Origin of the sequence: Pseudomonas sp. Z5-35, assembly GCF_051131945.1 — a bacterium.
Taxonomy (GTDB): Bacteria; Pseudomonadota; Gammaproteobacteria; order Pseudomonadales; family Pseudomonadaceae; genus Aquipseudomonas; species Aquipseudomonas marvdashtae.
In genome coordinates this window covers 447,477-460,606 of sequence record NZ_CP071640.1, presented here as the reverse complement: position 1 = coordinate 460,606, position 13,130 = coordinate 447,477, and the positions used below count along the sequence as shown (strand labels likewise).

The 13,130-nt window shown below is 61.8% G+C and carries 12 protein-coding genes, 1 pseudogene and 1 riboswitch; of the genes and pseudogenes, 8 read left to right on the top strand and 5 right to left on the bottom strand.

Translation table 11 applies throughout. The annotated features are described in order from the left end of the window. The first annotated feature begins 14 nt into the window (after positions 1-14). Positions 15-1,205, top strand: a complete 1,191-nt coding sequence (metK, locus tag J3P95_RS02235; protein ID WP_186612016.1) for a methionine adenosyltransferase — start codon at positions 15-17, stop codon at positions 1,203-1,205. 134 nt (positions 1,206-1,339) lie between these two features. On the opposite strand, the gene J3P95_RS02230 is transcribed toward metK, so the two are convergent. Then, positions 1,340-1,960, bottom strand: a complete 621-nt coding sequence (locus J3P95_RS02230) for a LysE family translocator (RefSeq protein ID WP_434578884.1) — start codon at positions 1,958-1,960, stop codon at positions 1,340-1,342. 206 nt (positions 1,961-2,166) lie between these two features. Here J3P95_RS02230 and ligB point away from each other — a divergent pair, with 206 nt between their 5' ends. Then, positions 2,167-3,837: an NAD-dependent DNA ligase LigB gene (ligB, locus tag J3P95_RS02225; RefSeq protein ID WP_434560368.1), complete on the top strand. Its 1,671-nt coding sequence runs from the start codon at positions 2,167-2,169 to the stop codon at positions 3,835-3,837. 89 nt (positions 3,838-3,926) lie between these two features. Continuing rightward, positions 3,927-4,322 (top strand): DUF1090 domain-containing protein, encoded by a 396-nt coding sequence (locus tag J3P95_RS02220; protein WP_434560366.1) that lies wholly within the window; start codon positions 3,927-3,929, stop codon positions 4,320-4,322. Positions 4,323-4,337: 15 nt separating this feature from the next. On the opposite strand, the gene J3P95_RS02215 is transcribed toward J3P95_RS02220, so the two are convergent. Beyond that, a complete protein-coding gene (locus J3P95_RS02215) occupies positions 4,338-4,787 on the bottom strand; it encodes a c-type cytochrome (protein WP_434560364.1) in 450 nt (149 codons plus the stop codon). Between the two features lie 122 nt (positions 4,788-4,909). Between J3P95_RS02215 and mltA the strand changes: the two genes are divergently transcribed. Then, on the top strand, positions 4,910-6,097 hold the full coding sequence (gene mltA / locus J3P95_RS02210; RefSeq protein WP_434578886.1) for a murein transglycosylase A: 1,188 nt from the start codon (positions 4,910-4,912) through the stop codon (positions 6,095-6,097). Positions 6,098-6,178: 81 nt separating this feature from the next. On the opposite strand, the gene J3P95_RS02205 is transcribed toward mltA, so the two are convergent. Then, positions 6,179-6,562 carry an MAPEG family protein gene (locus J3P95_RS02205; RefSeq protein ID WP_249877090.1) on the bottom strand — a complete coding sequence of 128 codons (384 nt, stop codon included), beginning with the start codon at positions 6,560-6,562 and terminating at the stop codon, positions 6,179-6,181. 285 nt (positions 6,563-6,847) lie between these two features. Here J3P95_RS02205 and J3P95_RS02200 point away from each other — a divergent pair, with 285 nt between their 5' ends. Continuing rightward, positions 6,848-8,017: an MFS transporter gene (locus J3P95_RS02200; RefSeq protein ID WP_434578889.1), complete on the top strand. Its 1,170-nt coding sequence runs from the start codon at positions 6,848-6,850 to the stop codon at positions 8,015-8,017. Here J3P95_RS02200 and J3P95_RS02195 read toward each other — a convergent pair. Together J3P95_RS02195 and J3P95_RS02190 are read right to left on the bottom strand one after the other, a co-directional pair. Then, the gene (locus J3P95_RS02195; RefSeq protein WP_434578891.1) at positions 7,968-8,852 is read right to left on the bottom strand and encodes a formate/nitrite transporter family protein; all 885 of its coding nucleotides are present in this window, start codon (positions 8,850-8,852) and stop codon (positions 7,968-7,970) included. The two genes, J3P95_RS02200 and J3P95_RS02195, sit on opposite strands and share 50 nt — an antisense overlap. A 131-nt stretch (positions 8,853-8,983) precedes the next feature. Further along, a complete protein-coding gene (locus J3P95_RS02190; protein WP_030137870.1) occupies positions 8,984-9,385 on the bottom strand; it encodes an acyl-CoA thioesterase in 402 nt (133 codons plus the stop codon). Between the two features lie 181 nt (positions 9,386-9,566). Beyond that, a riboswitch (S-adenosyl-L-homocysteine riboswitch) is annotated at positions 9,567-9,673 on the top strand. Between the two features lie 23 nt (positions 9,674-9,696). On the opposite strand from J3P95_RS02190, the gene ahcY reads away from it, so the two are divergent. The 3 genes and pseudogenes from ahcY to J3P95_RS02175 all read left to right on the top strand — a co-directional run. Further along, on the top strand, positions 9,697-11,106 hold the full coding sequence (gene ahcY / locus J3P95_RS02185; RefSeq protein WP_434560356.1) for an adenosylhomocysteinase: 1,410 nt from the start codon (positions 9,697-9,699) through the stop codon (positions 11,104-11,106). Between the two features lie 179 nt (positions 11,107-11,285). After that, positions 11,286-12,131 (top strand): methylenetetrahydrofolate reductase [NAD(P)H], encoded by an 846-nt coding sequence (metF, locus tag J3P95_RS02180; protein WP_434578894.1) that lies wholly within the window; start codon positions 11,286-11,288, stop codon positions 12,129-12,131. Positions 12,132-12,269: 138 nt separating this feature from the next. Beyond that, positions 12,270-13,081: pseudogene (locus J3P95_RS02175) on the top strand (substrate-binding periplasmic protein); the annotation flags it as partial. Positions 13,082-13,130: the final 49 nt, after the last annotated feature.

Genomic DNA, 13,130 nt, shown 5'->3' with positions numbered 1-13,130 from the left:
AGGAAAACATCGAGATGAGCGAATACTCCCTTTTCACCTCCGAGTCCGTGTCTGAAGGGCATCCGGACAAAATCGCCGACCAGATTTCTGATGCGGTGCTGGACGCCATCATTGCTGAAGACAAGTTCGCCCGCGTGGCGTGCGAGACTCTGGTGAAAACGGGCGTGGCGATCATCGCCGGCGAAGTCACCACCTCGGCCTGGGTCGACCTGGAACAGATCGTTCGCGATGTGATCCTGGGGATCGGCTACAACAGCTCCGACGTCGGCTTCGACGGCGCGACTTGCGGCGTGATGAACATCATCGGCAAGCAGTCCCCCGACATCAACCAGGGTGTCGACCGCGCCAAGCCGGAAGACCAGGGCGCCGGCGACCAGGGCCTGATGTTCGGCTACGCCAGCAACGAAACCGACGTGCTGATGCCTGCGCCGATCACCTTCTCGCACCAGCTGGTGCAGCGTCAGGCCGAAGCCCGTAAATCCGGCCTGCTGCCTTGGCTGCGCCCGGACGCCAAGTCGCAAGTGACTTGCCGTTACGAAGGCGGCAAGGTCGTCGGTATCGACGCCGTTGTGCTGTCGACCCAGCACAACCCGGAAGTATCCTACAAAGACCTGCGCGAAGGCGTGATGGAACTGATCGTCAAGCACGTGCTGCCTGCCGAACTGCTGTCCAAGGACACCCAGTTCCACATCAACCCGACTGGCCAGTTCATCATTGGCGGCCCAGTGGGCGACTGCGGCCTGACCGGTCGCAAGATCATCGTCGACAGCTACGGCGGCATGGCCCGTCACGGTGGCGGCGCGTTCTCCGGCAAGGATCCATCCAAGGTTGACCGTTCGGCCGCTTACGCCGGTCGTTATGTCGCCAAGAACATCGTGGCCGCCGGCCTGGCCGAGCGTTGCGAGATCCAGGTTTCCTACGCCATCGGCGTCGCCCAGCCTACGTCGATCTCACTGAATACTTTCGGCACCGGCAAGATTGGCGATGACAAGATCATCAACCTGGTCCGCGAAGTGTTCGACCTGCGTCCATACGCGATCACCACCATGCTCGACCTGCTGCACCCGATGTACCAGGAGACCGCAGCCTATGGCCACTTCGGCCGCACGCCGCAGACCAAGACCGTGGGTGACGACACGTTCACCACGTTCACCTGGGAAAAGACCGACCGCGCTGACGCCCTGCGCGCCGCTGCTGGCCTGTAACACCCCGCCGCATTGAAAAAGCCCCTGGCGACTGAGTCGCCAGGGGCTTTTTTTACGCCTTCGTGGCGAGGGAGCTTGCTCCCGCTGGGGTGCGAAGCGCCCCCCCCTTCAAACCTCAGGGTGTATCAAGCTGTTCAAGTCCGCCGCGCCACCAACAAAAACGAAGCCGCGCTCGCCAGTAACCCCGCGCACATTCGGTTGAAGAACCGCTTGCCACTCGGCCGGGCGAACAGCCGCCGGGCATAAATACCCATGTAGCAATACAAGCCAATGGCAACGCATTCCAATGCCAGGAACAGCCCGCCCAGCACCGCGAACTGCTGGGTGACGGTGCCCGCGCGGTCAACGAACTGTGGCAGGAAAGCGGTAAAAAGCAGGATTGCCTTCGGATTGCCGATCGCCACGAGGAATTCCTGGCGCGCCAGGCTGGCCATGCTCATCGAACTGGCCTCTGCCTCGCCGGCGGCTTCAGGTTGCGCACGCCACAACTGCACAGCGAGATAAAAAAGATAACCGGCACCGACGAGCTTGATGCCCAGGAACAACAGCTCCGAGGTGTGCAGCACCGCCGTCAGCCCCACCGCCGCCAGGGCAATCATGATCGCAAACGCCAGCAGGCGGCCGATGCCACCGCTGCAGGCGCGAACGAAACCATAGCGCGAGGCGTTGCTGATCGATAGCAGGTTGTTCGGGCCCGGCGCCATGTTCAGCGCAAAGCAGGCCGGGATAAAGACCGCGAGCGTGGTCAGGTCCATCGGTTGCACTCCTGGCAGAGCGGATCGAGCGTCCATTCTGCACCGCTCAGTGACGCGTTCAAGGCACAGTTGCCCGGGCAAATCGCTCCCGACTGTACCGCCACAGCTTCGCCATCGCGCTTGGCAAAACCCGGTAACGCACTGGACCTCGCGCCTTTTGCAACACTGACTAGCCTTCCAGTACTTCACCTGGCAAGGATGCTTCGATGCTGTCGTTACTGCGTGCACTTGTAGGCTTTTTACTGACCATGCCCGTCCTCGCGGCCCCCTGCCCGAGTGGTCCAACCGAAGGTGTCCAGGCACAGGTCGACGTCCTCCAGCAACAGATCGATGACTGGGACGATGCCTATCACCGCCTCGGCCACTCCCTGGTGGCCGATGAGCTTTACGATCAGTCCCGAGCGCAACTGGAATATTGGCGCAACTGCCTTGGCCTCGGGTCGCCAGGCACGCCCTTGCGCTCCGCTGGCGGGAAAGTCCCCCACCCGATCGCTCATACCGGCCTGGATAAACTCAAGGACGCCGATGCCGTGCGCAGCTGGTTGGACAGTCGCGACGACGTATGGGCCCAGCCGAAAGTCGATGGCGTAGCGGTTACCCTGGTTTATCGCGGTGGACACCTGCACCAGGCGATCAGCCGCGGCGATGGCATCCAGGGACATGACTGGACCAACACTGCACGAAAGATCCGCGACATCCCCCAACGGTTGCGCGAACCTGCGGACCTGCTCGTCCAGGGCGAGCTCTACTGGCGGCTCGACGATCACGTACAGGCCGTCAGCGGCAGCCTTAACGCCCGATCAATCGTGGCGGGATTGATGGCCCGCAAGGACCTGAGCGCGGAACAGGCGTCTGGCATCGGCCTGTTCGTGTGGGAGTGGCCGGAAGGGCCGGCGACCCTGCCTGAACGGATTGCCGAGCTGAAAGAGCTGGGTTTCGCCGATGCGACCGTTTATAGCCAGCCCATCCAGGCATTGGCCGATGCGCAACACTGGCGCAACCACTGGTACCGCACGCCGCTGCCGTTCGCCAGCGACGGGGTCGTCTTGCGCCAGAGTCGTCGCCCGTCCGCCGATCGCTGGCGAGCCCGGGCGCCCTCCTGGAGCGTGGCATGGAAATACCCACACGCCCAGGCGCTGGCCGAGGTGCGCGATGTGCGTTTCAAGATCGGCCGCACCGGGCGTATTACGCCGGTGCTGGAGCTTGCGCCGGTGATGCTCGACGACCGCAAGATTCGCCGGGTAAGCGTCAGCTCACTCAAGCGCTGGGAAGGCATGGATATCCGCCCCGGCGACCAGGTCGCCATCAGCCTGGCCGGGTTGACCATTCCGCGGCTCGACAGTGTCGTGCTGCGCAGTGTCGAACGCCAGAGCCTCGACATCCCCGCCGCTGCCGATCATCACTTTTTGAGCTGCTGGCAACCGACGCCTGGCTGTGAAAGCCAGTTCCTCGCGCGCCTGAACTGGCTCAGCGGCAAGCACGGGCTCGCCCTGCCCCATGTTGGCCCCGGCACCTGGGAGCAACTGCTGGCCGCCGGCCAGCTGGACGGATTGCTGGATTGGTTGGCCCTTGATGCCGCCGAGCTTGCTAACATTGCCGGTTTCGGCGAACGCAACAGCGCACGTCTGCTCGCCAGCCTGGACAGCGCCCGGCAGCGCCCCTTCCGTCAATGGCTCAAGGCGCTTGGCGTGCCGCCCACCGGAGGGGCAAGGCTCGAGGAACGCTGGGATGTCCTGGCTGAACGCGACACTGAACAATGGCAAGCCGAAACGGGTATCGGGCCGGGACGCGCCGCGCAACTGAGCGCTTTTTTTCGCGACCCGCAGGTACTGGCCTTGAGTGAAACATTACGCACCGCAGGGGTCGATGGCTTCTAGTCCGGCCCGTGCGGTTGAACCCAAGAGACGGGAGGCGCTCCAACTGCGCATCTGTCTCGACCGCTCGTGAGTTTTTATACGGAGTTGCTATGAATTTCCTGTACCCCGTTGCTCTGCTGGCCTTATGCGGTGCCATGGCCGCCCCCTTGATGGCGGATGAACAGAGCCCGGAACTGACCGGTTGCGCAGCCAAGCGCCAAGGCATCATCAACCAGATCGAACTGGCCAGGTCCCGAGGCAATCAGGACCAGCAGGCCGGGCTGGAAACAGCCCTGGCCGAAGTCACCACCCACTGCACCGATGCTTCCCTGCGCAAGGAGCGTGAAAACAAGGTGCTGGAGGCCAAGCATGAAGTCAGTCGCCGTCAGGCCGACCTGGAAAAGGCCATGAAAAAAGGCGACGCGGAGAGAATCAACAAGCGCAAGGACAAGTTGGCGGCGTCCCGCAAGGAGCTGCAGGAAGCGGTGGACGAGCTGGATAAATAAGCACCGGGATGGGTTTCAATAGTCCCGGAATTCCTTATGACAGGCACTGCACGCATCCTCGACCTTCTGCACCGCCGGCCCCAGGTTACTGGCCCGGTAGGGCTGGACCCGACTGGCGGTCACCAACTCGGCGGTCGCCGCTTCGAGACTGCGGGCCAGTTCCTGGAAACGCGCCTGCTTCTGCCAGACTTCGTCCCGGGCACTGGTGTGATCCTGCTCACGCACCTGCGGAAAATGTTTCCACGGTTCATGGGAAAGTTGATCCAGTTGCACCGCGCCTTCGGCGAAACGCGCGCCATCGAACGGGACACGACCACGCAACATGCCACCCAACTCTTCGTTGGTCTTGAGCATCTGCTTGAAAATCGTCTTGCGCTGGCCCAATGGTGAGTTGGGATCGACACCACCACAGGCGGACAGCATCAGGCAGGCCAGCACTGCCATGGAAAATCGTCTTACAAACATTTTGGCCTCTGGACAGAAAACGACCGCTAGTATCCCCGGGTCGTCGGAAAACACCAATGGCCCTATCAACAATACGGGTGCCAGGCGCATGACAGCGCCTGGACGACCGCAAAGGAAATATCATGAACAGCCGCTTCAAGTCCTGGCGCACGGGCCTGGCGTTGACCTTACCGCTGATTGCACTGCTGGCCGGCTGCAACCGCGGCGAAAAGGTCGAGGAGCCTCAGACTCATGCCCTCGCCACCTACGTCAGCGCGCCCTGGGAGGCACTTCCGTCGGTAGCCGATGAAGACCTGCTGGCCGGCTTCGGCGCCTGGCGCAGCGCCTGCACCCGCCTCAAGGCCGATGCGGCCTGGGGGCCGACCTGCGCGGCGGCGGCCAATGTGCCGCAAACCGCCGCGGCTGTACGCAATTTCCTGAAACAGAACCTCGACGTCTATGGCCTGCGCTCGGGCGAAAACAGCCCCAACGGCCTGATTACCGGCTACTACGAGCCGGTCTATCCCGGCAGCCTCACGCAGACCGCCACGGCGAATATCCCGGTCTACGGTGTGCCTGAAGACATGATCGTCGTGGCGCTGGACAGCCTCTACCCGGAGCTCAAGGGCAAGCGCCTGCGCGGGCGTCTCGAAGGCCGCGTGCTGAAACCCTACGACGACGCCAGCACCATCGAGGCCAACGGCGTGAAGGCGCCGGTCATCGCCTGGCTCACCGACCCGATGAACCTGCAATTCCTGCAGATCCAGGGTTCGGGACGCATCCGGCTCGATGACGGCCGCCAGTTGCGCATCGGTTATGCCGACCAGAATGGCCACCCCTACCGGCCCATCGGCCGCTGGCTGGTGGAACAGGGCGAGCTGAAAAAAGAAGACGTGACCATGGGCACCATCAGTGCCTGGGCCAAGGCCCATCCGGAGCGGATCCCCGAGTTGCTGGGCAGCAACCCCAGCTATGTGTTTTTCAACCGCAACCCCGACAGCAACGAAGGCCCGCGAGGCTCGTTGAATGTACCGCTTACCGCCGGCTACAGCGTGGCGGTGGATCGCAAGGTGATTCCGTTGGGCAGCCTGCTGTGGCTGTCGACGACTCGCCCCGATGGCAGCGCCCTGAACCGTCCCGTCGCCGCCCAGGACACAGGGGGCGCGATCTCTGGCGAAGTCCGAGCGGATCTGTTCTGGGGCACCGGGGACGCGGCCGGGCAACTGGCCGGAGACATGAAACAGCAAGGTCAGATCTGGATGTTGTGGCCCAAGGGCATGGCACTGCCGCAAGTGCCACAGGTGGCGAATGCGGTCAACGCCAATCCTTGAGGAATGAGCTGACAGTGCAATCCCTTCGCGAGCCTGCTCGCGAAGAGGCCCGCACAAATATCAAATATTCAACAAACAGCCTCAGACCGAAACAAAGAAGAAACTCAGTACCAACCCTACCCCCACGAACCACACCAGCGAACGCAGGATCGCCCAGTCCGCCAGGTAGCAAATGATGTAGAGCAGGCGGCTGGTGATGAACAGCACCGCCAGCACATTGATGGTGACCAGCTCGGCATTGCCGGCCAGATGCGCGACGATCACGGCGGCGGCAAAAAACGGGGCGATTTCAAAGCTGTTCAATTGCGCGGCGTAGGCACGGCGGGGAGCGCCTTCGAGCGAGTCGAGAAAATCCCGGGGGTCGTGGTTATCTTGCAATCTGTATCTGCCGCCGGCCTTGGCGATGCCGATACACAGGTAAGGCAGGATAAAAGCAATCAAAACGCACCACAGGGCTACCGTCATACCGCATTTCCTTATTGAGTTTTATCGAGAATCGAGCGTCAAGCACCGCTAGAGCTTCATCACAGCATGCCAGCCCGCAGGCTAAGAGTCGCGGCCGGCCGAAAGGTTCTTTCAGCTAGCGCATGCCGAAAAGCACCACCACCGTTATACTGCACCCGACCACGCCGCACTCAGTTGCGCATAGATCAATTCCAATAATTCTGCTGCTGCCCGTTCATTCGAACCAAGGCATCGGCATGCGTATGCCTGATCAGAGCGTCAAGACTACAGACAGAGACCTTGCGCATGCCACTCGCCTTGCTTGCTTTGGCCGTCGCCGCTTTCGGCATCGGCACAACTGAATTTGTCATCATGGGGCTGTTGCCCGATGTCGCCCGTGACCTGGCCGTAAGCATTCCCCACGCAGGGTTGCTGATTACCGGCTATGCGCTGGGGGTGGTATTCGGCGCACCGATCCTGGCGATCGGCACCGCGAACATGCCGCGCAAGGCCACGCTGCTGGGCATGACGCTGATGTTCATTCTCGGCAACGTGCTCTGCGCCCTCGCACCAAACTACGTCACGCTGATGGCTGCCCGAGTCATTACCGCGCTCTGTCACGGGGCCTTTTTTGGCATCGGGTCGGTGGTGGCCGCCGGGCTGGTGTCACCGAACAAACGGGCCCAGGCGATTGCAATGATGTTCACCGGCCTGACCCTGGCGAATGTGCTGGGCGTGCCGCTGGGCACGGCCTTGGGTCAATACGCCGGCTGGCGATCGACGTTCTGGGCGGTAGCGGTCATCGGCGTGATTGCAGCCATCGCCCAATGGGTGTGGCTGCCCAAGGAAATTCCCATGGACAAGGCCAACCTCGCCAGTGAGTTCAAGGTGCTGGGCAAGGCCAATGTGCTGCTGGCGCTGGGCATGAGCGTGCTGGCTTCGACCAGCCTGTTCAGCGTGTTCACTTACATCGCACCGATCCTGCAGGACATCACTGGCGTGAGTCCCCACGGCATCACCGTCATGCTGTTGTTATTCGGCGTGGGCCTGACGGCGGGGAGTTTCCTGGGCGGACGCCTGGCTGACCGGCGCTTGCTGCCGTCCCTGGTGGGCATGGCGCTGGCCGTGGTGCTGGTGCTCGCCGCGTTCAGCCAGACCAGCCAATCGGTGATTCCGGCGGCGATCACCCTGGTGTTGTGGGGCGTCTTTGCGTTCGCCCTGTGCCCGATCCTGCAATTGCTGATCATTGACCAGGCCCACGAAGCCCCCAACCTGGGCTCGACCCTGAACCAGAGCGCCTTCAACCTGGGCAACGCGGCCGGCGCCTGGATCGGCGGCTTGGTGGTCGCCAGCGGCGCCGACCTCGCCGACTTGCCGTGGACCGGCGCCCTGGTCGGCGGGCTCACCGTGCTGACCGCGCTTTACTTCATTTATCGGCAACGTCACGTCGGCGCGGCGGCAGACCTTGCCGACTGAGGGGCGTATTGGTTTCGCTGCGCACCTGGGCGTGGCTGATCAGAGCAAAGATGAAGCTGCCGCCGATGATGTTTCCCGCCAGGGTCGGCGCGGCGAACACCATCCAGAAGTCCTCCCACGACAGCTGCCCGGCAAACACCAGGTAAGACACCTCGGCCGATCCCACGACGATGTGGGTGAAATCCCCGAGCGCCATGAGGTAGGTGATGAGGACAATGATCCACATCTTGGCGTTCTCCATGGAGGGGATCATCCACACCATGGTTGCGATCATCCAGCCGGAAATGATGCCTTTGGCGAACATCTGGCCGGTGTCGTTCTCCATCACCTTGCGGCCAATCTCCAGAAAGGCCAGGTCGGTGCGCCGGTCAAAGATCGGCAGGTGCAGCATCACATAGGCCACCAGCAAGGTGCCGCACAGGTTGCCCACCAGCACCACGCCCCATAACCGGAACAACCGGCCGAAGTTGCCCAGCGTGGGTTTGCTCATGATCGGCAGCACCGCCGTCAGGGTGTTTTCGGTGAATAACTGCTGCCGCGCGAGGATCACGGCCAGGAAGCCGGCGCAGTAGCCAAGACTGGCGATGACCTTGAAGCCTTCATGGTCCGGCAACCGGGAGTTGAGCAGCCCCATCGCCATCAGCGACAAGCCCATCGTCAAACCGGCCGCCAGGGCCGACCACCACAGGGCGGCGACACTGCGCTCCAGCTCCTGATCACCCTGGGTGCGAATGATTTCATGCAATACCGCCGCCCGTGGCGGCTGGTTGCGGTCGACCTCGTGCTGCTCCTCTGCCGAGAGGTCAGGGGTCTTGCCGTCTTTATGAGTGTCCATACAGCTCCTGAACCGGTGGCGTGATGTACCTACGACACGCGGCGCTCGGAGCTGTTCAGTGGTGCCAGGAAATGACCGGCGCCGGTAATGCCGCCTTCGCGAGCCTGCTCGCGAAGAACACAACGCCGACCCTATTCCACGGTATCGTCCTTAAACTGATCCTTGACGTACTTGATCTCGGTCCGGCCATGGGGCGCGGGCAAGCCGTCTTCGCCGAGGTTGACGAAAACCATCTTTTCCACCGTCAGGATGCTCTTGCGAGTGATCTTGTTGCGCACTTCGCAGGTCAGGGTGATGGACGTGCGGCCGAACTCGGTGGCGGTGATACCCAGTTCGATGATGTCGCCCTGGCGCGAGGCGCTGACAAAGTTGATTTCGGAGATGTATTTGGTGACCACACGCTGGTTACCGAGCTGGACGATGGCATAGATCGCCGCCTCCTCGTCGATCCAGCGCAGCAGGCTGCCACCGAACAGCGTGCCGTTGGGGTTGAGGTCTTCGGGCTTGACCCATTTGCGGGTGTGGAAATTCATGATCACTCCTGAGCTGCAAGCTTTAAGCTACAAGCGGCAAGAAAAGAGCTTTTGCGCTTCTAACTTGCCGCTTGCAGCTTGCAGCTTGCAGCTTGTCGCTGCGCACTTGCAACTATCCAGTCAAAGCCAGTTATAATCGCCACCGCTTTACCCGGTCCAGCCTTTGGACCGTTCCCGCCACCTGTCCGAGGGGCGCTGCAGCAGGCTCGACCTGTCAGGCTCGGATGGGGCGTTGTTTGTACGGGGCTCCCCGCACAGGCACTAAACGCACAACGGCGCCCATTCGCATACATTACGAATGGAGGCTCTTCATGAGCGCTGTTATCACGCCTGCTGCTTTTACCGACTACAAAGTCGCCGACATGTCCTTGGCTGCCTGGGGCCGTCGCGAAATCATCATTGCCGAATCCGAGATGCCAGCCCTGATGGGCCTGCGTCGCAAATATTCTGGCGAACAGCCATTGAAGGGCGCAAAAATCCTCGGCTGCATCCATATGACCATCCAGACCGCCGTGCTGATCGAAACCCTGATTGCCCTGGGTGCCGAAGTTCGTTGGTCCTCCTGCAACATCTTCTCGACCCAGGACCAGGCCGCTGCCGCCATCGCCGCTGCCGGTATCCCGGTATTCGCCTGGAAAGGCGAGACCGAGCAAGAGTACGAGTGGTGCCTGGAGCAGACCATCCTCAAGGATGGCCAGCCGTGGGACACCAACATGATCCTCGACGACGGCGGCGACCTGACCGAGCTGTTGCACAAGAAATACCCGGCCGTGCTGGACAAGGTCCACGGCGTGACCGAAGAAACCACCACCGGCGTACATCGCCTGCTGGACATGCTGGCCAAGGGCGAACTGAAGATCCCGGCCATCAACGTCAACGACTCGGTGACCAAGAGCAAGAACGACAACAAGTACGGCTGCCGTCACAGCCTCAACGACGCCATCAAGCGCGGCACCGACCACCTGCTGTCGGGCAAGCAGGCCCTGGTGATCGGCTACGGTGACGTGGGCAAGGGTTCGGCCCAATCCCTGCGTCAGGAAGGCATGATCGTCAAGGTGTCGGAAGTCGACCCGATCTGCGCCATGCAAGCGTGCATGGACGGTTTCGAGCTGGTTTCGCCGTTCATCGACGGGATCAACGACGGCACCGAGGCCAGCATCGACAAGGCACTGCTGGGCAAGATCGACCTGATCGTCACCACCACCGGTAACGTCAATGTCTGTGACGCCAACATGCTCAAGGCCCTGAAGAAGCGCGCCGTGGTCTGCAACATCGGTCACTTCGACAACGAAATCGACACCGCTTTCATGCGCAAGAACTGGGCATGGGAAGAAGTTAAGCCGCAGGTCCACAAGGTGCACCGCACCGGCACTGGCAGCTTCGACCCACAGAACGACGACTACCTGATCCTGCTCGCCGAAGGCCGCCTGGTTAACCTCGGCAACGCCACTGGCCACCCGAGCCGCATCATGGACGGCTCGTTCGCCAACCAGGTCCTCGCCCAGATCTTCCTGTTCGGCCAGAAATACGCCGACCTGTCGCCGGCCCAGAAAGCCGAGCGCCTGACCGTGGAAGTGCTGCCGAAGAAACTCGACGAAGAAGTAGCCCTGGAAATGGTCCGCGGTTTCGGCGGCGTGGTCACCCAGCTGACCAAGCAACAAGCTGACTACATCGGCGTCACCGTCGAAGGCCCGTTCAAGCCGCACGCTTATAGGTACTGACGGCAGCTGCGAGCTTTGAGCTTCAAGCTGCAAGTGAAAGCGGTTGTTCACTTGCAGCTTGAGGCTTCCTTCTTCATCGCTATTACGCAGCCGCGGGCTGCAAGCTTGAAAGCACAAGAATTCGGCGCACCGTCCTCTTGCAGCTTGTGGCTTGCAGCTTGCCGCTGGGAGCCCCGACCATGTCCCAAGAACGCCGCTACAGCTTCGAGTTCTTCCCGACGAAGACCGATGCTGGGCATGAAAAACTGATCGCCACTGCCCGTCAGTTGGCCAGCTACCAACCCGATTTCTTCTCCTGCACCTACGGCGCCGGCGGTTCGACCCGTGATCGCACGATGAACACCGTGCTGCAGCTCGAACGCGAAGTCAAAGTCCCGGCCGCTCCGCATCTCTCTTGCGTGGGCGATAGCAAGGATGACCTGCGCAGCCTGCTGACCCAATACCAAGCCGCCGGCATCAAGCGCATCGTGGCCCTGCGCGGCGACCTGCCGTCAGGCATGGGCATGGCCAGTGGCGAGCTGCGTCACGCCAATGAACTGGTTGAGTTCATTCGCGAAGAAACCGGCGAGCACTTTCACATTGAAATCGCCGCGTACCCGGAAATGCACCCTCAGGCGCGAAACTTCGAAGATGACCTGCGCAACTTCGTGCGCAAGGCCAACGCCGGCGCCAACAGCGCGATTACCCAGTACTTCTTCAACGCCGACAGCTATTTTTATTTCGTCGAGCGCGTTCGCAAGATGGGTGTCGACATTCCTGTGGTACCGGGGATCATGCCGATCACCAACTACAGCAAGCTGGCGCGATTCTCCGACGCCTGCGGGGCAGAAATCCCGCGCTGGATCCGCAAGCAACTGGAAGCCTACGGCGATGACACGTCCAGCATCCAAAGCTTCGGCGAAGAGGTCATCACGCAGATGTGTGAGCGGCTGCTGCAGGGTGGCGCGCCGGGCCTGCACTTCTACACGCTGAACCAGGCCGAGCCTAGCCTCGCGGTGTGGAACAACCTCAAGCTGCCGCGCTAGGCACCTCCCGAAGTGCCGGTACGCAAAGGCCCTGGTGAAAACCCGGGCCTTTTTCATGCGCCTTGCAGGCAAAGGGCAACCAACCCGCGAGCCAGAGCGCTCTAGCTATTTGATGAGTTCTCGTCGTAACCTCCGGCCATGCCCGTAGTCGTCCAGTTACTGACAGCCCTCTTTCTCTTGTGCCTGAGCGTCGCCGCCCAGGCCGAGAAGTTGCGCATTGTCACCGAACCCTGGGCGCCCTATGTCTATGAAGAAAATGGCAAGACCTTGGGCCTGGACTATGAAACCACGGCCATCGTTTTCAAGCGCCTGGGCATCGACGTGGAATGGCAACTGCTGCCCTGGAAACGTTGCCTGGCGATGTTGGAGCAAGGGCTGGCGGACGGCGCATTGGACATCTTCCGCAGCGACGAGCGCGATGCCTTGCTGCTCTACCCCAGCGAACCGCTGTCGGATGTGGAGTTCGTCATGTTCTACGCCAACGCGAGGCCCCATCCGTTTCGTAGCCTCGAGGACCTGGACGGGCTGACCGTCGGCACCTCCCCCGGTTATCTGTACAGTCAGGCGTTCAGGGAATCGACCCGATTCAAACAAGAAGCGGCGCCCACCCACGAAGCCAACTTCGGCAAGTTGCAGCTGGGCCGGATTGACTTGCTCATCACTGATCGCCGGGTCGGCCGGCATGTGCTCAAGGCGCTACAACTGGGGGACCAGATCACCGAAAGTCCCACGGTCGTGAGCCGCCAAAGCCAATACCTGGCGGTGCGGCGCGGCGCCGGCATGGATCTGCTGGTGCAACGCTTCGGCGCTGAGCTCAAGCGTTTCAAGCATGAGCCCGCCTATGCCGAGCTGAGTGCCCGCTATGGTGCCGGCCCGACGGCCAAGGCGGCTGGGACCGACACGGTGCCGCGTTGAAATACACCGTTGAGCAGCAGGAAAGCGGCGCACGGCGATTGCTCTGTTATACTCCGGCATTCCCGCCAGGCTCACGCCCGGACG